Genomic DNA, 26,934 nt, shown 5'->3' on the forward strand with positions numbered 1-26,934 from the left:
AGATTCACTCCCTTTCCGCCGACTGTCTGCCAAGCCTCCTCGGCACAAGCGCCTGTGGGGTCTCGGCTAGCCAGTTATTCGGCAGGAGTGTCGCAAATCTCTTCAATCCAATGAGGATTATAGTAAAAAAACATAAGGATAATTTAGTCTTGTTTTACAAATCATGATTCGGGATGAGACCATTCCGAATCCACTTTTGTCACAAACTGAAGGAGTTTCCAATCCTTTTTTCTTCTGTTTTTGAACTCATGATGTTAAATCATTTAGACGCTGATAATTCACTTTCCGTTACCCATTTATGATTCTTCACTTTTTCTCCACCCGCAGTCGGTGTGAAATCGACCATATAAACAGTCGTTTTTTCGGCAGATTCAACTTCAGCGACAGCCCCGTTCATTCCTTCCATATGAGAAGCATTTACTGTGACCTCCGCTCCGGGTTCATATGTTTTCTCACCTGCATCTTTGATTTCTTCGTGAATGATCCATTTATGATTTTCAACTTTTTCTCCGCCAGTTGAAGGCGTATACGAAATTGCATAAGCAGTCGTATCAAAGGCACCCACTATTGTTGCTTCCGCCCCCTTCATGCTTTCCATATGACCTGATTCGATAATCGCTTGACTTCCAACTTCATAGGTTGGATTTTCTGCAGCTTTTAATCCTTCTGGGACATCACCCGTGCTAGAATGGTTCATGTCCATTTCACTATGTTCCTTTTCTTTTTTGTCTTCTTTGTTTTTATCATCGCTGTTGGAACATGCGCCAAGGACTAAAAACAGGGCTGATAATAATGATAAGATGATAGGCAATTTTGTTCTTTTTTTCATATTGAATAAAACCTCCCTTATGATTACATCCATCTTACCAATTAAATATGCAGAAAATATGGAGTACACTCGTGACAAAAGATGTGAAGCTTCATACTTTTTTCAGAAATAGTCCTGCCTCAATTTAAGCGTTCATTAGCCACCACAATCGCTACTTTTATTGCTATTCGACTTTTCTTGAAGAAACTTTTTGAATTGCTCTTTTGTAACATCCGATTTCATTGCCAATGTTACTAGTTCCAGCCATTCGTCAGGAAAGTTTTCATCAAAATCGTTCATATCATCATCTCTTTCTTTTTATCTTTAGTTGATTTATCTGTATGGGGTAAGGTTCAATATTGAGTCTATTTTTCCACGTGAAACTATATTCGGAATATCATTATAAATTATCTCAAGCGTCTATAGCTGGATTTTAGTGTAAATTTAATAAGTCTTTACATTTACATATAAGTCTCAATGTTTTGTTATCTAATTCCATTTTTCTATATACCTTTAATAATAAAAGTGAACAGCATGCTATCGGGAGTGGTTTAACAGAAGTAAAAAGAGATGGTTTATTGATAGAGGTTATTTGAGGTATTCAATCCTAACGGATATTGCTTGGAAACGAAGCAAGAAGGACTTTGCTAAAAGTCCTTCTTATGTTTAGTCTCCCAAAGCTGATTGTTCGATTTTTTGCATGATATGTGAAAGGTTCATGGAGGCATGTTTTTTATAATCCCTGCCTATGGATTTGAATAACCCTTTCGCTATTCCTATTAACATGATTTTGGTATGACCATCCGAAATAATGGACTTATTAGGGAAACTTGATTCAGCTTGTGCACCTCCAATCTTATTAGCTGTTTCCTTAATGAAATCAATGATTTTAATTTCCTGTATTTTTCCTTCGATATCGGTTTTATAGATAATTTGATTTCTCCAAAGCTTTAGCTCAATCCTCTGTTTAGTATAATCGAAGATGTCTTCCGTAATAACATTGCTCATTTGAATGGAGTCTTTAATAGGATACAATCTTGGGTTAGGATTGATTTTCTTTATTAAGGATTGATCAATCGTGACCTTTTCCCGCTTTATGCGCGTATTTTTCGTTTCACATAAAATCAGCCTTAACTGTCCGGCAATTATATTATTAAACTCTTCTAATCCAAAGAGCTCAACGAGCATTACGCTATATTCCAAAATGGTGATCGCTTCATCGAATTTTCGTTTAGCAGCAGCATTCGATCTAGTAAAAACCAATTGATTCTTTTTCTCCATATCCTTCTCACCCCACTGAATTCAAATCTATTTAATGAATAGTAAAAACATCCAGTTGATTTCATCCGGAGCCTTTTTTGGCCGTTCTCGATTTTTTTCATCCTTAACAGCACTTTATCCGGCCGTTCTCATACTTATTCGACCTTCAACGCACTTTATTCGGTAGTTCTCGAACTTATTCGACCTTCAACGCACTTTATTCGACCGTTTTCAATTTTTTTCGTCCTTCACCTCAGTATACCTGCGGGATCTCGACGATCATTGTATTCATAAAAAGACTGTCGAGAATGGACAGTCTTTCGGTATGGACTCCTTTGATATTCAGTCCTTTTCCACTATCTATCGAAGTGCTGTTTCAATAACTCTTTAAATCGTGTTCCATCTATTTCTTCTTTCGTCACTTTCCCATCATCCCACCGTGTAAAGGATGAATCAGTTAAAGTGATGTTCCCGTTGTTTGTCAAACGGGTGATTAATGGATGCTTATTGAATGGCGACTGGGGATTTTCCCTGATGATCGTTTGGACCTCATTAAGTTCCGCTACATTTCCTACGGGTTTTGAAGAATCGAAAGCATACCCTATTCTCCAATTCTGATCTTTATGTTTCAGTTTTAATTCAAGGATATGATCTCCATGGTCGGTACTTTCTTTTTTTATTCGGAATTCACCATTTTGGGAAACGACGGTTTCACCGTTCAATGGAACTGGTTTTAATGGTAGATTCCCGCCAAAACCCGTATCGACCAGATAGGATTGGCCCTCATGGTTCAATAGAATGGTAACATGGGTCCTTCCTATGGTCATCCACCCCTGATTATAAATGACACCTCGAACCAAGAATACATTAAAGTCATTTTCCTTCAGGAAAAAATAAAGGGCTGCATTCAATTCATAGCATAATCCACCCTCATTCCTCACGAGGACTTTGTTCATGATATTGGCTTTATTGATATCACTTAGATGGGATGCCATGATTGATAAGTTTTCAAACGGAATGGTTTTAGCAGTTTTATCCAGAATTTCATCTAATTTCCCAAATGTCAGTTTCATATCTTCCTGGAGCCCTATTCTTTTCCTGAATAATGCATTCAGTTCATTCATTACGATTCCCCCATTTTAACAGATACCAATGAAGAGCATCTTGACTTTGTATATATTCATTATACTTTGCCCATAATTAATTCTTCAACGATATGCCATTAACAAAACCCACATTCCACTTTTTCCTTATCAAGCACCATTAAAAGAGGCCGCCCAATAATGTCGCAATTCTGGGTAACCTTTTCCATACATGCTTCGAAGCTGTTTTCTTTAATCACTCATTTACCTGTAAGATGATTTTACCCAAATTCTTATTTGCTTCCATATGTTCATGCGCCCTTTGTACCTCTTCAAAAGGGAAGACATGATCCACGATTGCCTTGATTTCATGTTGGAGGAACAACGGCATGGCCTTTGTAACGAATTCTTCCGTTAACTCTTTTTTATATTCATCACTTCGAGGAGTTAATAGAGTGCCTTTTAATTGAACTCTTTTTAAGAGAAGTTCCATCAAGTTCACCTTCTCGACTACAGTTCCTCCTAGAATCCCTATCAGTACCCATCGTCCATCAGTTTTTATGCTTTTAAGGTTTTTCTCCCAGTAAGAAGCACCGATGAAATCCAGGATAACATCCACTCCTTGATTATTTGTAGCTTTCATTACTTCCTCATCAAAAGATTGTTCTTTATAATTGATACAGATATCCGCCCCTAATGAGTGACAGAAATCCAATTTTCCCTTTGAGCCGGCTGTAGTGATGATCTTCGCTTTTGTCAGTTTTTTTGCCAGTTGGATAGCTGCTGTGCCTACACCGCTTCCGCCAGCATGAATCAATACCGTTTCTTGATCCGTCAATTCACCTAACCAAAACAAGGTTTGATACGCCGTCAAGAATACTTCGGGAATCGCAGCCGCTTCTTCAAATGACAAGTTATCCGGGATCTTCATTGCTCTATCTGCCGGCATCAAGGCATATTGAGCATAACCGCCGCCGTTTACAAGGCCCATCACCCTTGTCCCTAATTGTATATTTGCACCGTCCCCTGTTTCCACCACTTCCCCAGAAACTTCAATCCCCAATATTGGGTTTGCCATATAACCGGATTTCCCTTCTCGTGAAACAATATCCGTTCTATTTATAGCAGAGGCTTTCACCTTAATTAATATTTCCCCTTTTCCGGGCATGGGCTTGGAAAAATCTTTAAACAGTAATTGATCTGCTCCACCCGGTTCTTTAACTACCACTGCTTTCATTTGTCCCACTCCTTACTATTAAATTAGTGACCACACTTTTAAAATGGTTTGTCTTGAAGATGGAAACTATGCTACTCCAAAAAATATCCACAAGCAAATAATTAGGTTTTGTAGTTGATAGAATAAAAAAAGCCGATGTCCCTTTAGGGGCCATCGAGCATTTTTTGAAAAGTTTCTATTATCTTTTATTAAGCGATTGACTTCTATCCAGGTCATGATGCAATTGTGCTGCCGGAACCTTAGGGTTAGGAATCTGCCCTTTTGCAACTGGTTCAGCTACATAAACAAAATCTCCTGTACCATCTGGGGCGCTCCCTGTTGCCCACAGTCCGTCTGCTGATTCATTACCTTCTGACAAGTTCCAGAATTCGTACGCTTCCGGTTGAGATTCCATTTCCGCTTCCGGTGGGAATGACGCGGGAACGACAACGCCATTTTTTTCTTCAAGTTCTGCAATGGCCGCCATCCATTGATATTGGTGGTAACGATCACGGGCTAACATTTTACGGAAGGTGGCACGTACCCCCTCATCTTTGGTCATATGATATAAACGGGCCACTTGAAGGCGTCCTTGGCTTTCAGCATGAAGATTCGATCGCATGTCCGCTAATAGATTTCCGCTGGCTACAATATAAGATCCGTTCCAAGGCACCCCATTCGAGTTGGTTGGCAGTCCCCCAAGACCACTTACGAGCAAATGCTGGGGATTGATTCCACCCATGATGGCTGCTGTAGCAGGATCTTTTGCGGCTTCTGCTTGATCTTCCGGAGAAGCGCCATCAAGCAATTGACTAATGAGCGAACAAAGCATCTCTACATGTCCAATTTCCTCTGTACCAATATCCATCAGCATATCTTTGTATTTTTCTTCTCCACGGCAGTTAAAGCCCTGAAAAAGATATTGCATCATGACAGTCATTTCTCCAAACTGTCCACCTAACACTTCCTGAATTTGACGGGCAAGCATCGGATCTGGTCGATCTACCTTAACTTCAAATTGCAATTCTTTTTGATGGCGAAACATATTAACTCCTCCTTTTTTTTATGATGTACGGTTTTTTATTACCCGCCTGTCCATGCTTGAAACCTGAATCCAGTTATAATGAACAATAATTAGAAAAAATTTACATACCATTAATAATCATTACTGAACTAAAAAGCCAAGGATTATCTTTGGGCTATGAATCCCTCAATAAATAAGATTTATAAAAGGTCCATTTACTTGTCTATAACTTTACAATACAGGGTAAAGTAGAAATAACCATATATAGGAAGGTTAAAAAGGAGGATGGAAAATGGATTTCAAGCCCCGAAATCAAAAAAATCAATCTATTTCACAATTACGTTATACTTATTCCGCTCGTAATCTATGGTCCGGTTTTCTATTCGGGATCGGATTGGTGGCATTCATCGATGAGGCCATCTTTCATCAACTATTGCATTGGCACCATTTCTATGACAAGTCCACATCCAATATTGGGCTTGTTTCGGATGGTTTATTTCATGCCCTAAGCTGGTTCGCAACGGTAGGGTCGTTATTCATGTTCGCTGACCTTCGCCGTCGAAAGGGATTATGGCTGAAAAGGTGGATAGGGGGAGTTTTGCTCGGGGCTGGTTCTTTTCAGTTATATGACGGAATCATCCAGCACAAGCTCATGCGTCTCCATCAAATCCGTTACAATGTCGATATTCTCCCATACGACTTGATTTGGAACATTGCAGCCACAATCATGATCTTGATCGGCATTATCCTCGTCATTCAAACAAGGCGCAGCTTACTTAAAATGAAAGAAGATACCAGTAATGCACAGTAATGGACATATTCATGATAATGGGGCTGGTTTTGAACCGATTTTATTGATTCTTTTGGCGGTTGTTATAGTGATTTATATCGCAGCTGCCGTAATTTCGAATCGCCGCTATAAAAAATGGCCCTTATACCGTACGCTCTTTTGGATTCTTGGCACCATCTGTGCAGCCTCTGCAATTATAGGTCCCATAGCCAATCTCGCACATATGGACTTCACGGCGCATATGGTTGGCCATTTACTGCTTGGAATGATTGCACCCATCCTGCTCGTGTTTGCTGCACCTATTACTCTTGCACTGCGAACACTTGATGTACAATCAGCAAGACGCCTTTCAAAGGTGTTGAAAAGTTGGCCGCTGCGCATTATAAGCAATCCAATCACTGCCTCTGCGCTTAATATTGGGGGGCTTTGGATACTTTATACGACTGAGTTATATGGGTTGATGCATCATAATGCCCTTCTACATGCATTAGTGCATTTTCACGTGTTCATTGCGGGTTATCTATTCACTGCGTCTATGATTTATATGGACCCGACGCCCCACAGGTTCAGCTTCATGTTTCGTGCTGTCGTATTTACAATTTCACTGGCCGGCCATGATATCCTTTCTAAGTATATTTTTGCCCATCCTCCAAGCGGAGTCACAAAGGAACAAGCGGAAAATGGAGGAATGTTAATGTACTATGCGGGTGATGCCATTGACGTTGCACTTATTTGCATCCTTTGCTATCAATGGTTCAAAGCCACCCGGCCCAAGGGGTCACTTGCCTTGTAGGAAGGACGGTTACATATTACTTAGTTAAACTCCCATGTTTCTGTTTAATCGTCCAACATTTAGCTCATACTAATTTTTGATGAAAAAAATTTAGGATGGAGCTGAATGGAAAATGGAATTTGAAGCTAACAATTCTACTGAAAATGCTCTTCGTGATTATAAAGCTGGAATCGGTGCCTTTACGCAAAAAATGCCTGTTCTCGCAGAGAAATTCAATTCGTTTACGGAAGAGTGCTTTAAAGAAGGTCAATTATCCCAAAAAGAAAAACAGCTTATCGCATTAGGAATAAGCTTATATTCACAAGATGAATACTGTATTATCTACCATACAAAAGGATGTCTTGATCAAGGCTGTTCCGAACAGGAAATTCTTGAAGCCATTGGTGTGACCGCAGCATTCGGCGGAGGAGCCGCCATGAGTCAGGCTGTAACCCTCGTCCAGGAATGCATCCAAGATATAAATCAGATGAAACAGTAAGAAAGAAGGGATAGGACAAATAGTCCTATCCCTTCTTTCTGTTGCTTTTAATGACTCATGTTGTTGTTATTTCCTTGTGCGGGTGCATATGAATTCAACATTTGCTGCATATCCTGCTGTGCAAGCTGCGGAACTTGATAGTAATGATGTTTGTTTTGATATATCGAAATCTCATATGCCATTTCAATGCAGTTCGGAACGGAATCTGCAAATACGCGGCGAACAACCGGATTCGTTATTTCAAGCGCTGCCATCGCTTTCATGGATGCTGCAGACTTAACAGCTCCAAGCATCATGCCTGAAATACATTCATCCGTAATTTCCGATACGGATTGCAAAGGTTTCTTTGGCTGAGTTGGTGTCAATCCATATATAAAATCGTTACCTTGATTCATTTTGTAGCTCTGAGTCCGTTTAGAAGGATCCTGGCCCGATTGGAAGCACTCCAGTGAAATATTATATTCATCTTGGATGAACTGATATTGACGATCCAGAATATCTAGTAATTCCTGATCCTGGATATGCTGACGCAAAAGAGTATACGTATTTAAAGTACCAATTGTTCCCGACAACACTTCATGTACATCGAATACTTCGTGACCACCGTGATTCATTTGTGGGGGAATGGCACCCGTTTGCATGTTCTGGTGTACTTGACCTTGTTGATATTGGTTTTGCATTGTATTTCCCTCCTCGTTTTATCAATGATGCGAACAAGTTTAGTATGTTGAACCCCAACTGGATTATTCAATCTAAACTCTTCCAAGAAGACCAATCAGCTGCTGCATCATGTTTTCTGTATAAAAAAAACGTGGCGTTTTAAACTATAAACACTTTATATGTTTGGGAGGATTTCCAATGACACATCAATGCTTCTATTGTAGTGATGACACGGAAGAAAAAAAAATCCATGTCGTAACGTTTCAAGTTACTGACACGGATAGAAATGAAATGCTCTGTGATGAATGTTATCAAGAATGGCTACAAGGAATAAAAGGTTAAGCATTAAAAGCCCTCTAACATTTCCCAAACATCTTTGATGCATACTTGGAAGAATTCAGGGTAACTTAAATGCGTTAAATAGTGAATTTCAAGGAGGATGGTTATGGGAATTTTAAGCGGAAATCCGAAAGAAGAGCCTATGCATTACGGAGAGGTATTCGGAACATGGGCATTTCTTACAACTACAAAAGGGCTGATTGCCTGTCATCAAACTATGCTTAATCATACTGGCGACAAGGACCTGCATAAATTACTTGTTGAAGTGATCAATCAAGGGAAACAGGAACATGACCAACTTGAATCATTATTAAAAGAAAATAACGTAGGACTGCCTCCGTCACCACCTGAAAGACCTAAAGCTAATTTGGAGGATATTCCAGTCGGGGCACGTCTTCAAGATCCTGAAATCTCTGCTTCAGTATCAATCGATATTAATGCAGGATTAGTTGCTTGCAGCCAAATCATGGGTCAATGCATCCGAGAAGATATTGCACAGATGTTCGCACAATTCCATACGAATAAAGCTGCATTGGGTGCTGACTTCCTAAGATTGAATAAGGAAAAAGGCTGGCTTGTCCCTCCTCCTCTTCATATTAATAAAACAAGTATGTAAATATAATGAAATATCCCCTAATCATGTTGACATCGTGATTGGATGCCCAACATGATTAAGGGATTAATTCCGATAATGAAAGGACGATTAAGGAATCACTACCATTGCAGACTTTCGATTAAGTGGCACTTTGTGCATTGTTGACTATAATCAGTTTTTACAAATTCATGATTACAATTCTCGCGAAAAATGTTCAGCTCCCTTTTCAGCTGTTCCAATTGAGTTTCCAACTGTTTCATTTCAACTTTTATTTGGATTACCCGATTCATCGAATTCTCCCTCTCGTCGGAATCACAGATAGATTTCCCCGTCCGTTTTCCTAAATTCATTCGCTTTTTCTTTAAGACCTTCATCGATTACCGACTCAAAACCCAGACCCTTTTCCTTCGCCAAATCACGGATGTCCTGAGAAATCCTCATACTGCAGAATTTGGGTCCGCACATTGAACAGAAATGGGCTGTTTTGGCACCCTCTGCCGGAAGTGTTTCATCGTGATATTCAACTGCCCTTTCAGGATCGAGGGAAAGATTGAATTGATCTCTCCAACGAAATTCGAATCTAGCCTTCGAAAGGGCATCATCCCGTTTCCGTGCCTGGGGATGGCCTTTTGCAAGATCAGCTGCGTGGGCTGCAATTTTATAAGTAATGACCCCTACACGAACATCCTCTTTATTCGGAAGTCCCAAATGCTCTTTCGGTGTCACATAACAAAGCATGGCCGTTCCAAACCATCCAATCATGGCAGCACCAATCGCAGAAGTGATATGATCGTATCCAGGAGCTATATCCGTTGTCAATGGTCCCAGGGTATAGAATGGAGCTTCTTGACAGACTTCCAGCTGCTTATCCATATTTTCTTTAATCAAATGCATCGGTACGTGACCGGGTCCCTCCACCATGACTTGAACATCGTGCTTCCAAGCAATCTTCGTCAGTTCCCCAAGTGTTTCCAATTCAGCAAATTGAGCCTCATCGTTTGCATCTGCAATGGAGCCAGGACGGAGGCCGTCACCTAATGAGAAAGAGACATCATACGCCTTCATGATTTCACAAATCTCTTCAAAGTGAGTATAGAGAAAACTTTCTTGGTGATGGGCCAAGCACCATTGTGCCATGATGGAGCCCCCCCGGGAAACGATTCCCGTAACTCGCTTTGCTGTCATGGGAATGTATCGCAAAAGCACACCGGCGTGTATGGTGAAGTAATCGACACCTTGCTCAGCCTGCTCGATTAATGTATCCCGGAAAACTTCCCAATTTAAATCTTCCGCGACTCCATTCACTTTTTCCAATGCTTGATATATCGGAACCGTCCCAACTGGCACAGGTGAATTCCTGATAATCCATTCCCGGGTCGTGTGAATATTCTTTCCGGTGGAAAGATCCATTATGTTGTCTGCACCCCAACGTGTAGCCCAAGTCATTTTCTCCACTTCAGCTTCGATCGATGAACTAACAGCGGAATTTCCAATATTCGCATTTATTTTCACATGAAAATTACGTCCGATGATCATGGGCTCACTTTCAGGATGGTTAATATTTGCCGGTATGATCGCCCTCCCGCTAGCTACCTCTTCTCTTACAAACTCAGGGGCTACATTTTCCCTGATCGAGATGAACTCCATTTCCGGAGTTATGATACCTTTTCGGGCATAATGGAGCTGGGTTACGTTTTGCCCATTCGCTGCACGCAATGGTTTTCTTTTCAATCCCGGAAAAACTTCTGCTTTGGTTCGTGACTCTTTTTTATACCCGTTATCTTCGGGCTTTATTTCACGCCCTTCATACTCTTCAACATCTTCCCTTTCCAGAACCCAGCTGCGTCTAATCGGGGCAAGACCTTTATGAATATCAATGGGATATTCTGAATCCGTATAAAAACCGCTTGTGTCATATACTCGTAAAGGCGGATTCTCCTCTTCGCCGAATGACCCTGTAGTCGGACTTAGCTTAATTTCACGCATGGGTACCCTAATATCGGGTCTAGATCCCTCAACATACACTTTTTTACTCCCGGCAAAACTGGACATAATTGAAACGTTCATGTCATTTACTGAATTACTCATCATGATTTCATTTCTCCTTTTTAAGTTCATTTAAAAAGGACAAAATCCAATCCATTTCGCACGAAAAAGCCAGATCTCATATTTAAGACCTGGCTAACGTTAGTATGGCTACAGAAATGACCAATTGAAATGTCATTGTTTAGTAGATTCTAACTTCCCCACGCTGGTATGAACCAGATCAGGTCCTGAGGGTTAAGAAGCTTAAGCGCTTCTCTCTCAGCCCAACTTATATTGGACACCCCTAGTCTGAATAATTTAATTGATTACAGGATAACTATATCTCACCCTTTTCATTCTGTAAATAATTTGAAAGACCTAATATTTTCATTACAACTCTCAAAAATTTGTTATTTGAAGGAGAGCCGTCAATTAATTCCCCAGGCCCTCAAGGATAGGGTAGAGCTCCTCTAAATGCTTGATTTCATAGGTTGGAATCACTTCATTCCGTTCCTTATCATGGCGATTTATCCAAACCGACTTTATGCCTACCCGTGATGCTCCAAGGATATCCGTCATTAAATTATCGCCGACCATCAATACTTCATCTTTATCAAGCTCCATGATTTCCAAAGCATGCTCAAAAATGGAGGCATCCGGTTTACCTCTTCCAAATGCGCCTGATATCACGATTTGGTCGAAATAAGGAACCAGTTCAGGCGTAATTTCAAGTTTGGTATTTTGCAGCTCAGGAGATCCGTTCGTAAGCAATAGCAATTTATACTTCCCTTTTAATTCATCCAGAACACGGAATGTTTCTTCATAGATAAATGGCTTTTTGCGTCTCTCTGCAGGGAAACGTTCTGCCAGTTCAAGCCCAAATTCCGGGTCATCGATCCCTAATGCCAATAACCCTCTCGTCCACGCTTCTTTCCGATAAGCCGGAGCAATCCCGGCCATCTTCCTGAATTCATCATGATCATCCTGGAAATTTCCCCATAGCCCCTCAAATGGGTTGATTCCGATCATTTGTGTGAATGCATATGTATCGTAAGAAGAATAAAGCTCACGCGCTTCCTTTCGCACAGCTTCTTCAAACTCGTCGACATTCAGATCATATTTCTCCTTGGCCACTTCACATGTGGCCACAAAAGCCTCTTTTACACTTTTCTGATCCCATAGTAATGTATCATCTAAATCAAAAAAAACTGCCTTCAGCAAAATGTCCACCCCTCTTTCCCTATTATTGAATTCGTAAAAATTACACTATTACAATAATAAACCACAACCAATAAAAAAAGAATAACTATTCGGAAAATGACTTACCTTTTCTAGTGGGAAACCCTTATCCACTTATCATCTTTCAAATACATACAGCTTTCCATTACTGGCAATCTTGAATTTCGGACCGGTGAACCCCCGTCGGATCAGCTCTTTCCTCATATATACCATGAGGGCGGCATGACTCACGATCAGAACATCCCTTTCCCCCTTTGCAAAGACTTCATCCAATACTTTATTGATCCTTCGCTCTGCGATCTTAATTTCCGCCCTTGTCTGCTTGTTGAACACCGAGCAGCAGCGAATCCAGATGGCCCAAAGGATGAATGGCAGCTTTACCCTTCCTTTAAGAGGCGGGGAAGGTATTTCCCGCAGCTCCTCCATCCGGTGAACCGTACCTGGATAGATATGTTCCGCTGTCTTGACAGCTCTCGACATATCACTGCAATAACATTCCTGCCATTCCTCCACGCCAAATAAAGTCGTTCCATAAATAATATCCGCTGCATCATAGTCCTCAAACCATTGCTTCATATCATCCGCCGTCACAGACCTCCCAGTAGGAAATTCATGTGCCACCTTAAAATGCCGTACCAAACCAATTTTCATATCTTCTCCTTTTTTATCTTTTAAAATATACGTTTCTTTTTCTTGTAAAAAGCCCTTATCAATATATTACCCTATGTAAAACTATAAAAAAAAGTATGTTGAAACCATTAACCCCTTACTGAACTCTCCTTGACACTGTGTATATGTTTAAAAATTCTTAAAGATCCAGCGTTTAATTATGATAGCATCGAAAAAAGAGAACGCATTTCGCATTCTCCCAGACCTGTAGATTAATTTTGCCTAGAGTTTTTTTGAAGGTTTGTAAAATTCGAACGTTCCCTCCAGGCACTAGCTTTCCGCGGGCGCTCTTTGCGCCTTCTGGGTCTCCCTTGGACACACTTTTCCCGCATGTGTCCCGCACACCCGGCTCCGTTCAATTTTGTTTAGGACCCCTTTTCTCTATAAATTGAGGGAAAGCATCTCGCCTTCTCCATTTATCGTTTAATCCATGAATTGCAGTTCTGTTATCGTACATCTTTTCCTGAATTTATATTTTCCGCTCAAATCACTGAATTGATAATCATTGAGAGATTTCCCCAGTTGTTCCCTCAGCTTATCCACAGTGATGGATTCCTCAACTGCCTCTTTCCAATTTTCATTTCCGATCAACTCATCGAACGGAATGGTAGTCAGGACTTCATCATATATCTGGATGCTTTGATCGATGCCGAAGCTGCCATAGATACTGCCATTTTCATCAGCAAAGATATGATCCGATTCCAATTCCTCCACCAATACTTCCAGATATTCCTTTGACTTAACAGGCTTGATGGCAATCTCTGCTTCCGCCTTTACAGGTCCCAATCTCTTATCGACGATCTCTATCGTCAATTTAACGTGAACGGGCGGATACCCAAACCCTTCACAAAGTTCTGTTGCCGAATTATATACCATCTGTACGTCCTCCTTTTGACACTATCATTATATAATATAAATAGTACATTTCATTACCAAAAACCCTTATTCAAGTTCACTTGCATCGTATTTTTATAGCAACTCTTTTTTCAATTCATGCGCTCCTTCAAACACTGAAGGGTCAATCGTCATATTTCGGGATTCGCTGATACGAAAGCCACGAATCCTGATAATTATCATTCATATTTCATATCTCATTTATACGTTAATCGATAATACACCATTAACTTTGATCTATTTAAGAACTCAACTAAAAAATCCAATGCAGCTCAGGGCATTGGACTTTTATAAGCTTTACATTATGGCTTTAGCACCACTTTAATACATTCATCTTCGTGATCGTTAAAGATTTGATAAGCCTCACTCGCTTTTTCTAGAGGGACTTTATGGGATATGATTTCCGTGGGGTCGAACTCTCCAGCCGTGATCTTATCAAAAAGCTTGGGCATGTAGTGAATGACCGGTGCTTGTCCCATTTTCAAATTAATGTTCCGCTCAAATAAATTGCCTAATGGGAACATATTATATTTGGATCCGTATACGCCAGTCAGTTGGATCGTGCCGAATTTACGTACGGCGTTAAGTGCAATCTCGATCGCACTTAACGTTCCACCCTGAAGTTTCAGCTTTTGCTCAATCGCCTCTATCGTTGATTTCTTGCCATCCATTCCCACACAATCTATGACCACATCTGCCCCGCCTGAAGTGATTTCCTTAATGTAGCTGCCCATATCGTTATATTCATCGAAGTTATACGCCTCAACCTTATTCATCTGTTTAGCCTTATTGAGTCTATAAGGAAGATTGTCGATGGCAATGACCCTTTTTGCTCCTTTCATCCAAGCGAACTTCTGAGCCATCAAGCCAATCGGTCCACAGCCCAATACCGCTACCGTATCATCTTTCTTGACGCCAGCGTTCTCTACACTCCAATATGCGGTTGGCAGCACATCGGACATGAACAAAAGCGCCTCATCTTCAAGTTCACATGACTCTGGGATGACAAACGGCATGAAGTTTCCATATGGTACCCTTAAATATTCTGCCTGCCCGCCTGGATAGTTCCCATATCGCTCCGTAAAACCAAAGTACCCGCCTGTATCCACCGCTTCATTGGGGTTGGAATTATCACATTGACTCTCCATATCATGTTCACAATAATAACAGTGCCCACAAGAAATGTTGAAAGGCAGGACAACCCTGTCCCCTTTTTTCACCTTTGTCACTTCCGGACCCACTTCTTCGACGATGCCCATCGGTTCATGACCAATGACATAATCTTTATGCGTCGGCAAAGCACCCTGATATATATGGAGGTCGGACCCGCAAATAGCCGTTGAAGTCACTCGGACGATGATATCATCCTTTTGCTGAAGTTTCGGATCTTCAACTTGTTTTACCTCTATATCTTTTGCTCCTTGAAAAGTTACAGCCTTCATATTAAACCTCCTAAAATATTCTTAATACATTTGATATACCCGTCAAAAAAGGCTACTAAGCCTATGAACATCTAATTTCCCCAAGAATCTCTTCATTATGCTGCACCTGGATGACAAAAAAAGCCCCGGAAACCGGGACTCACCTATGAAACCATTTATTTAGGAACATTATTATTGTGCTTATACTCACTTAGTACCTCGTTGAATACATCGGGATAATTCGTAAACAGCCCCGTTGCACCCCATTCAAGAGCCTTTTTCATATCCGCTCTTTCATTTACTGTATATGGATGGAATTGGAGGTCATGGTCGCGAACCATCTTCACATATTGTCCGTCTACCTTATTGAAGTTCGGGCCAACGCCAATTGCATATTCCTTAATGGACTCCAATTCTTCATTGGAAATGGTTGCTGGGTTCTTATAAGAAAAAAGTTGCACAAGCGGTAACTTTGGATTCATGTCATGAACCTTCATAAGGCTTTCTTTACTGAACGACTGAATTAATACATTCTTGGTACGGCCTTTTGAATCCACCATTTTATATTCTTCCAGAACCTGCAGGAGTTCTTCTTCCATTCCCGGATATACTTCAGGGGACTTTGTTTCGATATAGTAATTGGCTTGCTTTCCGAACTTCTTAAAGACTTCTTCAAGAGTGGGAACCTTTAACCCTTCATATACCTCTTTTGCCAATTGCGGATATTTTTCATTGAACCATGTACCGGCATCCAGTTGCTTGATTTCAGCCAGCGTTAAATCCTTCACTAGACCAGTACCATTCGTTGTACGATCAACCTTTTCATCATGCATTGCTATCAATCTTCCATCCTTGGTCATTTGAAGATCAATTTCTATGTAGTCGCCCTTCATTTGTTCTCCCAATTGATAAGCGGGAATGGTATGTTCAGGTGCATAACCAGAAGCTCCCCGATGTGCGATATTCACGATTTTCTTCTCATAAATAGACGAATTGGAATGATTTCCTTTTGCTGCTGAAGCCCCCATGGAAGTAGCCTGCAATATAAAAGCCGCACTCATCATACATAAACCGAATTTCTTTATATTCGTTTTCATTTCCCTCTCTCCCTCCTATTATTACCATTATTTTAAAAGGAGAATGTGAATCTACAGCGAATATAATGTAAAGAAATAATATAATAGTTAAAATGGTTAAAAAAACCTATCAAACACAGGGCATTCATGTAGTTTGTTGTACCTAATTCAAAATTCGGATGACAGCTTAGATTAAAAACCCGTTAAAAGCCTCTTTTTATAAAAAATCATAATTGAAAAATGTGCTAAACATGGATACTGGTAATCCAATAAGAAAATATAAAAAGTTTTTTGGGATGTACATATTGAAATAGTAGAAAAAAACAGTCCCCTAAATGAACATAACTAAATATTTCTAAATCCTTCTCCATTACAAACTCCTTACTACTCCGTTAAATAATTATTTAACCGGTTCATTGACACATTAAGCTTTCCATATCCATATTAAACCAAACTTAAAGCCGCTAAATTCCTGATATTAGATATGATGTGCCAATGTTGACATACCAAGAGGGTCTGGAGGGATTGGTTACCTTAACTCCCTGACTTCCCCCTTCCGGTACTGAATTCCACCCGAACCATGCCTTTTCTAAAGTATAAGCAGAGAGACTATATAGTGACAAAATCTATCTTTTTCTGATTTACAAAAAACTAGTATCATATTACTATTAAACAAACAGAATATTAATCCTAAGGGGAATTATGTTAAAAAATTATCAATATTATCAAAACAAACACCGATTTATACTGAAGGCATTCATGGCAATGATATCCTTTTTACTATTGGTTGGGATTTCTGTATCACCTATAAGTTGGAAAGATAATCCCTACGAGATGATATTACAGGTCATTTTAATATCGGGGATGATAATTTCTCTGTTATTTTTCTTAAAAACAGAAGTCAATTTTTATAAAACCCTATTCATTTTCTTAATTACTGTTTATTTATATAGCAAATTCTGGATTTTCCCGGATACCGCCATCATGCTGGCTTTATTTGCTATAGCGCCCTTGATTCCCATTTTTCTCTTTGATAAAATCGGGTTTTATGTTGTCGCCACTTTAAATATCATATTAGGTCCCGCTTCCATCTTGATCATTTCAAAAACGGATCTTCAATACACTTATGAATATGTCGCTTTGGATAGTTTCGGCAACACGCTTAATTTCATCGCTATACAAATCATATTGGTATTCGTATTCTTAGGAACCAATAATAGGGTGGAATCCACTAATGCATTTCATAAGGAAATACAGCAGGCCAAGCAATTGAACTCAGTCGGACAGCTAGCTGCCACCATTGCACATGAGATACGTAATCCGATTACAGTCGTGAAAGGGTTTGCCCAGCTATTAGACCAAGAGAAGGAACTGAATGAAACGGAAAAATTTTATGTACAGACCATGCTTACAGAACTTGAATATACACAAGTGATAATCAATGACTATTTGTCTTTGGCAAAACCGCAAACGGATAATGTACAGGTCATTCCTTTAAATTATGAAATCCAAAAGATTTCCGAACTCTTAACCAGTTTCGCCAATAATCGCAACATAGGCTTTCTCCTGGATTTCCGGGACGACCTGCACATTAGCATGAATCCCATCGAGCTTAAACAGATACTGGTCAATATCATGAAAAATGGAATTGAGTCAATGAACAAACCCGGATTCATCAAGGTGGAAACAGAGCAGGAACGCACTATGGCAAAAGTACGAATAACGGATACAGGAATTGGCCTCTCAAAAGAACAGCTTGAAATACTAGGTACCCCATTTTATTCACTTAAAGATAGGGGAACCGGTATCGGCCTGACCGTTTGTTATTCCATCGTTCAAAAATACAAAGGGAAAATCTTGGTACAGAGCGAAGTGAACAAAGGAACATCGTTCACCATTTATTTGCCCTTATATAAAGAAATAGATTAAACATATATCCCTAATAAGAAAAAGGATGACCACCCATCACCGGGCGGTCATCCTATTTCAATTAGGCTTTAAAACTATCTTGCCATTTCAGCAAATGATTTTCTAAAAAGCGGACAAACGAGTCTGAGATTTTACCAGCGAGGGCAAAAATGATGATGCCTACGAATACGACGTCCGTTTGCATGAATGAACGGGCATCCTGGATCATGAAGCCCACCCCTCTATCCGCACCCAGCAATTCAGCGACGACCAGGCACATCCAAGCCGCACTTAAGGCTAAACGGATGCCAAGTAATATGTTTGGTAAAGCTGCCGGAATCATGAGCTTCGTTATTTGTTCCCTACGGCTAAATTCCAAGATTAAGGCAACATCGTACAGTTTTTTATCCACATTCCGAAGGCCCAAAAAAGTTTGTAAATATAAAGGAAAAAAAGCACCTAAAGCAATAAGCAGCACTTTAGACAGTTCACCAAATCCGAACCACATAATGAATAAAGGGGTAATCGCAAGTAACGGGACTGTTCGTAACATTTGAATGCTTGGGTTTAAAAATTCTTCAGATTTTTTTTGCATGCCAACGATGACTCCAAACAATAATCCTAAAAAACCACCTAATGCAAAGCCTAGAAGGGCCCGCGTTAAACTGATTTGTAAATGGATGCCCATTTCCCCCGACTGAACGAGATTAATGAAAGTCGTGACGATCAATAAAGGTGATGAGAACAATTGGGCAGGCAGGATGCCAACCGTTCCTAATGTTTGCCATGTAATCAACACGACAACGGGAAGGACCGAACCCCGCAATGCCGATTTGGCGAGTTTGGATTGTTTTGTCGTTTCCCTTATGACAAGCGGCTTGTTTTGAGCAACGGTCTGTGTAGACATAATTTTCATCCTTCCTTTTTTCAAAAATTTATTTAAATGCTCCAATCTTCCACTTCTACTGGATGATGATCAAGTTGGGTTAATATGACGGACCTGAATTCTTGAAACGCTTTGCTTGTTCGAGTTCTTGGATATGGCAAATCAATTGGAACGATAGCTTTAATCCGCCCAGGCTTTGCATCCATGACGACCACTTTCCTCGATAAAAAGATGGATTCATCTATATCATGGGTGACAAGCACCATCGTTGTCTTATTCCTCTCCCATATTTCTAGTAAAGCCTCTTGAAGATGCGTTCGCGTGAATGCATCCAAAGCACCGAATGGCTCATCCAGCAATAATACTTCCGGATTACGCAATAAGGCCCTGGCAATGGCAACACGCTGCGACATTCCACCGGATAATTGGCGTGGATACGCCTTTTCAAATCCTTTTAGTTTAACAAGTGAAATCAAATCATCCACCCTTTTTCGAATGTCCGGTTTCTTTAATGGAAGATTACCTGCAATATTCTTCTCCACGTTTAGCCATGGAAATAAGCGATGCTCCTGAAAAATGAAACCACGGTCTTTAGAAGGGCCGATAACCGGATGATTCCCTGCCATGATCGCGCCGTCAAAGTCTGAATCAAGTCCTGCGATCAACTTTAATAATGTGCTTTTCCCGCAGCCGCTCGGACCAATGATCGTGACGAATTCACCATTGTTGACGGTCAGTTTTAAATTATCCAAAACATGGACACTTTCATTCTCATTCTTAAATGTTTTGCTTACTTGATTAATTTCTAACGTCGCAACCAATACCCTCACCCTTTCTCAAATAAAAAAATAGAGATCCAGCAATAAGGCACATATTGTCCCTTTGCTGAATCTCTAGTTAACTAGTCGATTCAATATTTCATTTTATATTAACTTATCGATTATTTATAATCAACACCTAATTCCAATTTATTTTATCGGATTAATTACAAATAATAATTGACAGATAATTCTAACAGCTGTTAAGATGCATTCATACACAAATCCGCTTCACACTGGAGCCAAATAAATAAAGGTCATGTGAATCAACTGGACTACCGGAGATTCAATGAAGAGTAACCCCGGCATACTCTTCGTTGAATCTCTTTTTTGTCATTAATCTGACTATCCAGATGTGGTAAGTGTATTAAAAAAGGAGGGAAATCATGAAGGACTATCGTAACAAGTTAACCGCAGTACTACTTGCCATCATTAGCATCGCTGTATTGGCAGGCTGTAACTCCGATGCCGGCAAAGCTTCCGGGAAAAGTGATCCACTGAAAGTTCATATTGCCTTAAATGGCAAGATGGGGCCATTGGTCATTGCAAAGGAAAAGGGATTGTTCAACGAAGAGTTTTCTAAACTGGATGCCCAAATCGAGTGGAGTGAATTCCAGAGTGGTCCCCCGCTTTTGGAATCCCTTGCTTCCAATCGGGTCGACCTGTCTTTTTTAGGGGATGGTGCACTGATTGCCGGCATTGATAAGAATCTGCCATTCGAAGTTATTGCACAAACAGGTCGGGGTGAGTCATCTGTCCGGATCCTGGCTCAAGCAGAAGGTAACATAAAGAAGATTGAAGACTTAAAAGGAAAAACGGTCGGTGTTGCCTCGGGGACAACGGGTCATGTGTATTTAATCAAGGCATTGAAAGCCCATGGCTTAACTACTGATGACATTAAACTCATCAATTTACAACCGGATGATGCTCAAGCAGCTTTTGAAACCAAACAATTGGACGCCTGGGCGATATGGAACCCTTATTACCTTAATAATATTGAAAAAGGCAATGCTGTCGCTCTTAAAGTAAAAGGAAAAATATTGGCTCCTGGTGCAATCATTGCACGTAAGGGCTTTGCCGAAGAGCATCCTGAAATTGTCGAGGCCTATTTAAAGGTTTATAAAAAAGCTGCCGACTGGCAAATTGAACATCCAGATGAAGCATCTGAAATTTATTCCAAAGAAACTAAATTGCCTGTGGGTACGGTCAAGACAATAATAACGGCCGAAGAACCAAATATCTTCTTTACCGAAGATGCCATCAAAGCACAACAAGAATCCATCGATACTTTAGCTGGTGTGGGTTATATCAAGAAATCATTTAATTTTAAAAATCAGATCCACAATGAATACATTGATGAAGCCTTTAAAAAATAAAAAAACATACCTTACAGGAGGAGATTGATTATGACCGAAACTAAAACACAACAATTGAAAGTGGTACCGGTAGCAGGAAGGATTGGAGCGGAAATTCAAGGAGTCCAATTAAGCGGAGACTTGGATTTAGCTATTTTCAATGAAATCAAACAAGCGTTAAACCATCATAAAGTCGTATTCTTCAAAGGACAAAATCATTTGGACGATGCCAGCCAAGAAGCATTTGCCAAACTATTGGGTGAGCCTTATGCACATCCTACAGTACCGGTCAAAGACAATACTAACTATATTTTCGAACTTGATTCCGAAAGGGGCGCTAAAGCAAACCATTGGCATACTGATGTCACTTTCGTTCCAGAAGTTCCAAAATACTCTATTTTAAGAGGTGTAACCATCCCTGACGTTGGCGGAGATACAGTCTGGGCAAATACGAATGAAGCATATGAGGACCTGCCGGATGGATTGAAGAAATTAGCTGACGGACTTTGGGCGATCCATACAAATGAATATGATTATGCCCAATTCAAACCAGCTGAAAACATCGATGATGAGGTTAAAAAGAAATATCGTGATATATTCGAATCGACCATTTATAAAACAAGGCACCCAGTCGTTCACGTGCACGCTGAAACCGGAAAAAGGCATTTGTTATTAGGTGGCTTTGCTGGTAGAGTGGAAGGATATACAACAAGTGAATCCGAAAGATTATTAAGTATCTTCGATTCATACGTCACGCGCTTAGAAAATACCGTTCGTTGGCAATGGAGTGAAGGGGACGTGGTCATTTGGGATAACCTAGCCACGCAGCATTACGCTATTGCCGATTACGGAAACCAGCACCGCGTCGTTCGCAGGGTCACTGTCGGCAAAGACGTTCCCGTAAACAAGGAGAACGAGTCCAGCAGTCTAATTATTAAAAAATAAACTGCTGTATCGAGTGAAAGGTTCGAAAATACTCAAACCTCCTGAGGAACTGGCCTTATTGAAGGAGGTTTGAGTGTTTTCTTTTTGAACAGGTCTTGTCACTCGCCCTTTGGCATTTTCAGTACTTTCCCCTCATTTAAAATTAACTTCAATGAATTCAACCTCTTCTGCACGGCTTAATGTTCCATGGGCTTTTCCAACGGTGCCTTCTTTATCTTCCCAAAAGAAGTTATGGTCCTGAACGATCGTGCTAAAATCAAAATCTCGCCACCGGGCAGCGATGGCCAGCAATCTATCTCTATGCTGAAAATCACTTGAATCCACTATTTTATAAACTTCTTCAATAATTTTAGGGGACATCGGTATAGCTCCCCATTTATCTTGCGAGCGAACCTTTTGATGAGTCATTTTATGCATGACGTCCATGACTTCCGTTTCGGTTGAGCCTTCATCAAGTCCTATTTCAAATTCGATCCCATCATATATCGCTGTTTTCGCTTCAAGTTCCGCAGCTTTCGCTTTCGCTTCCCTTTTGGCTTCGATTTTTTCATCTTCTCTTTCTCTTTCAATTTGTTCCTTGGCTTCCCTGGCTTCAATTACCAGTTGAGCTTTTTCGTACTCATTGGAGTTCTCCATGATTTTAAAGGAAGCAACCCCCACCCCGAATAATGCAACAGCAGAGATTCCACTAATAAGTAAAACCTTTTGCGTTTTCTTCATAAAAACTTCCTCCAAGATATTGATAATGTCAGATAATATTTATTTTAACATATTAACTGGATGGACTATCCAGAAAAGGAAGACATCAAACCTTCTCATCCCTTCAATAAGAATTATAGTAGTTTCAGATATCGATAATTACCCAAGGTACCCATTCTATTTTTCCAAGAAGATTCATACGTCACTTCAAGAAAAATTGATAATACCGGGTGCCGGGCACTGTGAAGCTGAGGTAGTGGATCCAAAATAGTATTGGAACAAGATATGGGGTTTTGTGGATAAATATATGGAGTAATGTAAGAGGGTAAAAAGAAACTGCCGATATGATATCAGCAGTTTCCTTTCGTTTTCGTCCAGATTATTTTGAGCTTACATGGCGTTTTTATCAGGATTAATTAGCCTGAACGATTATTTCATCGATTATACCGTAATCCTTCGCCTCATTTGCGCTTAAGAAATAATCACGATCTGTGTCCTTCGCCACCTTTTCGATAGGCTGACCGGTCCTTTCCGAGATGATTTGATTGATATGATCCTTTAGCTTCAAAATCCTTCGGGCAGAAATTTCTATTTCCGTTGCTTGCCCCCTCGCCCCACCAAGCGGTTGATGAAGCATGATTTCACTATTTGGCAAAGCACACCTTTTCCCTTTCGTACCCGCCAATAAAAGCATGGCCCCGAATGATGCAGCCATCCCCGTACATACAGTCCGGACATCAGGCTTAATATATTGCATCGTATCATAAATGGCGAAACCGGCACTGGTCGATCCCCCTGGACTGTTTATGAAGATGGTAATTTCTTTATCTGGTGCATCAGCTGCCAAGAATAACAATTGGGCAACCACGCTATTGGCTAAATGATCGGTGATCTCTTCCCCGATCATGATGATACGGTCTTTTAGAAGTCTGGAATAAATATCGTACGAGCGCTCACCCTTGCTTGATTGCTCAATTACATATGGAATGGTGGTCATATCTCTTCTTCCTCCTAACAATAATATTGGCTATGCAGCCATTGAGAGTGTGTTTGAAGGAGTGAAGCTTGATTTGGAAAGAATCGGACGATTCATCAGTTTAGGAATCATCGATTCACTGTTCAGAGATTTGAAAGATGGGATGCTTCTAATGAGGATATCAGGATTTTGGGCTTTTAAAGCCTGTGTCATCAAGGACATGAGCCGCTGTTCCTCCTCATCCTCCCAATTTTCCACGCAAGACAACCTACTACGCTCTTCAACGTCATTGTCAAAACGCTTTTTCACACGGTTCAAGATTGCCTTTACAGCCGTTTCAGTGGTGTTCAAGTAATCTGAGATTTCTTTTGACCGATAAAGGAATCCTTCCTTTAATATGAACACTACAGCTTGTTTCGGCGTAAGGGATTTTATTATATATTCAACCGTTTCAAAAACATTTTCCCCAACTGACCCCAGCTGTTCGGTATCCAACAGATCGCCTAAAGATTCTTTTTTCCTTTTTCTTATCGTATCAATCCAGGAATGTCGGGCTATGGTCTTCAATAAAGCTGTTGTTATCTCCGTTTTCTTCCCATAGCCCTGCATTGCCTTCAATATCGTTTCCTGTGCCAAATCATCCCCATCCCAATTATTTTGGGTCAGGAATCGGCAAAACCGAATCAATTCAGGATAAACTTCACGCAAAATCGCACCGTTATCCTTTTCTTCAGAAATATCTTCCCTTAACTTATTTATCATTTTTCTCACTCCTTCAACACCCTCTATCCTATAAACGTTTCAGAAAGAGAAAAAGATATGGGGGTGAAAAATTTTCCTTCATTCTTCATTATATTCTATTCCATTTTTTCCTTTGGATTTCCTTTCATACTAAAAACCTGTTTGGTTAAGATCCAAACAGGCTTGTATCAATGTTCTAATATCCTACATTTAGTCCTTCCTCGGCCTGCCCCGCTGTGTAACCGGTTCGTCACCAATCATTACAGCGAAAATTCTTCGTGCATTCCGCTCCATTCCATTTATTCAACCAGCCAAATTTTCGGAAGTGACCTTCTGCTTACGTTAATGTCCCGCAATGTCGTTACGTTTTCCCAAATCGCAATTTGTTCCGATATCCCTGACCTCCCGGATGTCCTTGTTGTAGATTCTGAATTTCAAATTTCCGGATGATCCATAGGAACTCTGCTGCTATTCCAAGTGTTCAATGCATTCGACCGTGTATTCGCTTGGTTCCATTACGTTTACTTCAATATCAAACCAACTGGAGGAACGACTTTCGTTAGCGCTATCTTTACAATAGTTCACCAAAGAACCTGCTGGTTTTTCTTCAGACTCTTGATCGCTCATCTCTTCAAAATTCACTGATCGCTCGTTATGACGCTCTCTGTCTGCCTTTTCATTCTCCAGGTCTGCGAACATGAACATGCAGTAAAAAACGGCTATCATAATTGCCATCGTAATCAACCTTGACCTTAAAGGCAGTACCTTTTTCAATATAGCTAAAACTTTCTTCATTGTGGTTTCCCCAATCCTGACTTAAAAGTATCTATTAAATACCATCTTCATTATGTTAGACAAAAAAATAAGCCCGAAGGGGCAGACTACTTTATTGATCAATCCTCGCAAAAAAAATTTATTCTTCATTTTGGATTCTTCTTTGTTATTTCGCTCCCACTGGATATAACAAAGGGTTTCGAAGGAAAACTGGCAGGACCGTCAATTTCATTTCACATTCCCCCCTAGACTTTTTCCTTTTTTGCTTAAGATATCCAATTAATATAATAACATAAAATTAACCATTTTTCTTGAAAGAACCAATTGACCTTACAATTTTGGTCAGGAATCAATATATGTGAAACAACCTTCCCTCATTTTGGAGGGAAGGTTAACCAGCCATTTTCACTTAAAGCCTTAAAGCATTCCTATTGATGCTACGCTGGAATTCATCAGCGTCCGTTTTTTCAATGAAATCATTCAATCCGTCGATGAATGACTGTTTATCCCTTGGCAAGCTCCCGCTTAATGTTAATGCGTTCGATGCATGCAATGACGATATTCTTGTATCGTCCTTTACATTCAGATGTTCGATGAATGTTTTTAATTCTATGATTCTCTCCATTTCAGCAGATTCTTCAAAATCGCCCTTTAAATACTCCATATGCAGTTCAGTACCAGGTATTAACGTAGTAGACATGGGGAATATCGCCTTGGACCGAACTTCATTTAATAATGCAGCTGTATCTACCGCATTCGGCAAGCCCTTCCCTCGTCCTGCAAGACCATACATGACCATAACGAAAAACTCTATACCTGCTTCATTCAATCTCTGCAATTGCACTCTTGCCTCTTTTGCCGTATATCCTTTCTTTACATGCTCCAGAACTTCATCGTTTCCGCTTTCGAGACCTATATATAAATCATTGATTCCTAATTCTTTTAATTCCTTTAATTCTTCGATCGTTTTCGTCGCAACACTTTGTATAGATGCATACATCGTGATTGTTTCAACTTCAGGGAGATGTTTCTTGATCAATTTTGCGATATCCCTTAACTTATTCGCACTAAGAATGAATGGATCTCCATTTAATAAATAAATCCTTTGTGCATTCGGATAAAAACCCTTTGCCTCTATCAAGTCTTTTTCTATTTGATCTAATTTCTCCATTTTGAAATTTATATCCTTATACATATTGCAATATGTACACTTATTGTTTGAACACCCGGATGTAACTTGTAATAAAAGGGTGTTTGCCTCTAATGGCGGTCTATAAATCTTCTCATCATATTTCATATGAAAACCTCTTTCTTCATTAATACATCGGAATTTCCCGATGAATATAAAGATACACACCATTTCTATTTTTGTCCAGCAATTTAATCGTACGGCAGGAGACCACCATTCCCTAAAAAGAATAGGCAGTTGACATATTTCCTTTTGTATTTAAACTGATTGTATA

At 40.1% G+C, this 26,934-nt stretch carries 28 protein-coding genes and 1 riboswitch; of the genes, 8 read left to right on the forward strand and 20 right to left on the reverse strand.

The features are described 5' to 3' along the window. Positions 1-259: 259 nt before the first annotated feature. The 6 genes from ABOA58_RS23170 to ABOA58_RS23195 form a co-directional block, all read right to left on the reverse strand. Entirely contained in the window at positions 260-829 is a 570-nt protein-coding gene (locus ABOA58_RS23170) for a YdhK family protein (protein ID WP_350300204.1), read from the reverse strand. A 135-nt stretch (positions 830-964) separates the two neighbouring features. Then, entirely contained in the window at positions 965-1,108 is a 144-nt protein-coding gene (locus tag ABOA58_RS23175; protein ID WP_350300205.1) for an anti-repressor SinI family protein, read from the reverse strand. A gap of 366 nt (positions 1,109-1,474) precedes the next feature. Next, the gene (locus ABOA58_RS23180) at positions 1,475-2,089 is read right to left on the reverse strand and encodes a hypothetical protein (RefSeq protein ID WP_350300206.1); all 615 of its coding nucleotides are present in this window, start codon (positions 2,087-2,089) and stop codon (positions 1,475-1,477) included. Positions 2,090-2,424: 335 nt separating this feature from the next. Continuing rightward, positions 2,425-3,192, reverse strand: coding sequence for an arylamine N-acetyltransferase family protein (locus tag ABOA58_RS23185; protein ID WP_350300207.1), 768 nt, complete (start codon positions 3,190-3,192; stop codon positions 2,425-2,427). Between the two features lie 214 nt (positions 3,193-3,406). Beyond that, positions 3,407-4,387: an NAD(P)H-quinone oxidoreductase gene (locus ABOA58_RS23190; protein ID WP_350300208.1), complete on the reverse strand. Its 981-nt coding sequence runs from the start codon at positions 4,385-4,387 to the stop codon at positions 3,407-3,409. 178 nt (positions 4,388-4,565) lie between these two features. Further along, on the reverse strand, positions 4,566-5,411 hold the full coding sequence (locus ABOA58_RS23195; protein WP_034305265.1) for a manganese catalase family protein: 846 nt from the start codon (positions 5,409-5,411) through the stop codon (positions 4,566-4,568). Positions 5,412-5,682: 271 nt separating this feature from the next. On the opposite strand from ABOA58_RS23195, the gene ABOA58_RS23200 reads away from it, so the two are divergent. The 3 genes from ABOA58_RS23200 to ABOA58_RS23210 all read left to right on the forward strand — a co-directional run bounded on the left by ABOA58_RS23200 (position 5,683) and on the right by ABOA58_RS23210 (position 7,451). Beyond that, positions 5,683-6,201: a DUF2243 domain-containing protein gene (locus ABOA58_RS23200; protein ID WP_350300209.1), complete on the forward strand. Its 519-nt coding sequence runs from the start codon at positions 5,683-5,685 to the stop codon at positions 6,199-6,201. Further along, on the forward strand, positions 6,191-6,973 hold the full coding sequence (locus ABOA58_RS23205; RefSeq protein WP_350300210.1) for a cytochrome c oxidase assembly protein: 783 nt from the start codon (positions 6,191-6,193) through the stop codon (positions 6,971-6,973). The genes ABOA58_RS23200 and ABOA58_RS23205 overlap by 11 nt, the downstream gene beginning before the upstream one ends. Before the next feature lie 112 nt (positions 6,974-7,085). Beyond that, the gene (locus ABOA58_RS23210; protein ID WP_350300211.1) at positions 7,086-7,451 is read left to right on the forward strand and encodes a carboxymuconolactone decarboxylase family protein; all 366 of its coding nucleotides are present in this window, start codon (positions 7,086-7,088) and stop codon (positions 7,449-7,451) included. A gap of 47 nt (positions 7,452-7,498) precedes the next feature. Here the strand turns inward: ABOA58_RS23210 and ABOA58_RS23215 are convergent, their stop codons facing one another. After that, complete coding sequence (locus ABOA58_RS23215; protein ID WP_350300212.1) at positions 7,499-8,131, reverse strand: spore coat protein; 633 nt, start codon at positions 8,129-8,131, stop codon at positions 7,499-7,501. Positions 8,132-8,309: 178 nt separating this feature from the next. On the opposite strand from ABOA58_RS23215, the gene ABOA58_RS23220 reads away from it, so the two are divergent. Beyond that, positions 8,310-8,453, forward strand: coding sequence for a hypothetical protein (locus ABOA58_RS23220; RefSeq protein ID WP_241593859.1), 144 nt, complete (start codon positions 8,310-8,312; stop codon positions 8,451-8,453). Between the two features lie 103 nt (positions 8,454-8,556). After that, entirely contained in the window at positions 8,557-9,066 is a 510-nt protein-coding gene (locus ABOA58_RS23225; protein ID WP_137019868.1) for a DUF3231 family protein, read from the forward strand. Positions 9,067-9,357: 291 nt separating this feature from the next. On the opposite strand, the gene thiC is transcribed toward ABOA58_RS23225, so the two are convergent. From thiC to ABOA58_RS23255, 6 genes are all read right to left on the reverse strand, one after another. After that, positions 9,358-11,136 (reverse strand): phosphomethylpyrimidine synthase ThiC, encoded by a 1,779-nt coding sequence (gene thiC, locus ABOA58_RS23230; protein ID WP_350300213.1) that lies wholly within the window; start codon positions 11,134-11,136, stop codon positions 9,358-9,360. 135 nt (positions 11,137-11,271) lie between these two features. Further along, a riboswitch (TPP riboswitch) is annotated at positions 11,272-11,386 on the reverse strand. Between the two features lie 116 nt (positions 11,387-11,502). After that, positions 11,503-12,291 carry an HAD family hydrolase gene (locus ABOA58_RS23235; RefSeq protein WP_350300214.1) on the reverse strand — a complete coding sequence of 263 codons (789 nt, stop codon included), beginning with the start codon at positions 12,289-12,291 and terminating at the stop codon, positions 11,503-11,505. Positions 12,292-12,426: 135 nt separating this feature from the next. Next, complete coding sequence (locus tag ABOA58_RS23240; protein WP_350300215.1) at positions 12,427-12,960, reverse strand: histidine phosphatase family protein; 534 nt, start codon at positions 12,958-12,960, stop codon at positions 12,427-12,429. Positions 12,961-13,401: 441 nt separating this feature from the next. Then, complete coding sequence (locus tag ABOA58_RS23245; RefSeq protein ID WP_350300216.1) at positions 13,402-13,854, reverse strand: hypothetical protein; 453 nt, start codon at positions 13,852-13,854, stop codon at positions 13,402-13,404. A gap of 320 nt (positions 13,855-14,174) precedes the next feature. Continuing rightward, a complete protein-coding gene (locus ABOA58_RS23250) occupies positions 14,175-15,314 on the reverse strand; it encodes a zinc-dependent alcohol dehydrogenase (RefSeq protein WP_350300217.1) in 1,140 nt (379 codons plus the stop codon). Positions 15,315-15,469: 155 nt separating this feature from the next. Further along, positions 15,470-16,390, reverse strand: coding sequence for a glycerophosphodiester phosphodiesterase (locus ABOA58_RS23255; RefSeq protein WP_350300218.1), 921 nt, complete (start codon positions 16,388-16,390; stop codon positions 15,470-15,472). 681 nt (positions 16,391-17,071) lie between these two features. Here ABOA58_RS23255 and ABOA58_RS23260 point away from each other — a divergent pair. Beyond that, entirely contained in the window at positions 17,072-18,298 is a 1,227-nt protein-coding gene (locus tag ABOA58_RS23260; RefSeq protein ID WP_350300219.1) for an ATP-binding protein, read from the forward strand. A gap of 61 nt (positions 18,299-18,359) precedes the next feature. On the opposite strand, the gene ABOA58_RS23265 is transcribed toward ABOA58_RS23260, so the two are convergent. After that, complete coding sequence (locus ABOA58_RS23265; RefSeq protein WP_434547801.1) at positions 18,360-19,193, reverse strand: ABC transporter permease; 834 nt, start codon at positions 19,191-19,193, stop codon at positions 18,360-18,362. A 23-nt stretch (positions 19,194-19,216) separates the two neighbouring features. Continuing rightward, a complete protein-coding gene (locus ABOA58_RS23270; protein ID WP_350300221.1) occupies positions 19,217-19,984 on the reverse strand; it encodes an ABC transporter ATP-binding protein in 768 nt (255 codons plus the stop codon). A gap of 383 nt (positions 19,985-20,367) precedes the next feature. Between ABOA58_RS23270 and ABOA58_RS23275 the strand changes: the two genes are divergently transcribed. Continuing rightward, the gene (locus ABOA58_RS23275; RefSeq protein ID WP_350300222.1) at positions 20,368-21,357 is read left to right on the forward strand and encodes an ABC transporter substrate-binding protein; all 990 of its coding nucleotides are present in this window, start codon (positions 20,368-20,370) and stop codon (positions 21,355-21,357) included. Positions 21,358-21,387: 30 nt separating this feature from the next. After that, a complete protein-coding gene (locus tag ABOA58_RS23280; RefSeq protein ID WP_350300223.1) occupies positions 21,388-22,281 on the forward strand; it encodes a TauD/TfdA dioxygenase family protein in 894 nt (297 codons plus the stop codon). A 132-nt stretch (positions 22,282-22,413) separates the two neighbouring features. On the opposite strand, the gene ABOA58_RS23285 is transcribed toward ABOA58_RS23280, so the two are convergent. The 5 genes from ABOA58_RS23285 to ABOA58_RS23305 form a co-directional block, all read right to left on the reverse strand. Continuing rightward, complete coding sequence (locus ABOA58_RS23285; protein WP_350300224.1) at positions 22,414-23,001, reverse strand: DUF6241 domain-containing protein; 588 nt, start codon at positions 22,999-23,001, stop codon at positions 22,414-22,416. 391 nt (positions 23,002-23,392) lie between these two features. Next, positions 23,393-23,977: an ATP-dependent Clp endopeptidase proteolytic subunit ClpP gene (clpP, locus tag ABOA58_RS23290; RefSeq protein WP_101223429.1), complete on the reverse strand. Its 585-nt coding sequence runs from the start codon at positions 23,975-23,977 to the stop codon at positions 23,393-23,395. A gap of 30 nt (positions 23,978-24,007) precedes the next feature. Then, entirely contained in the window at positions 24,008-24,718 is a 711-nt protein-coding gene (locus ABOA58_RS23295; RefSeq protein ID WP_350300225.1) for a sigma factor, read from the reverse strand. Positions 24,719-25,165: 447 nt separating this feature from the next. Beyond that, a complete protein-coding gene (locus ABOA58_RS23300) occupies positions 25,166-25,492 on the reverse strand; it encodes a hypothetical protein (protein WP_350300226.1) in 327 nt (108 codons plus the stop codon). A gap of 388 nt (positions 25,493-25,880) precedes the next feature. Then, positions 25,881-26,831 (reverse strand): radical SAM protein, encoded by a 951-nt coding sequence (locus tag ABOA58_RS23305; RefSeq protein WP_350300227.1) that lies wholly within the window; start codon positions 26,829-26,831, stop codon positions 25,881-25,883. Between the last annotated feature and the right edge of the window lie 103 nt (positions 26,832-26,934).

The sequence above is a fragment of the Peribacillus frigoritolerans genome (assembly GCF_040250305.1).
In the GTDB taxonomy this organism is placed as follows: Bacteria; Bacillota; Bacilli; order Bacillales; family DSM-1321; genus Peribacillus.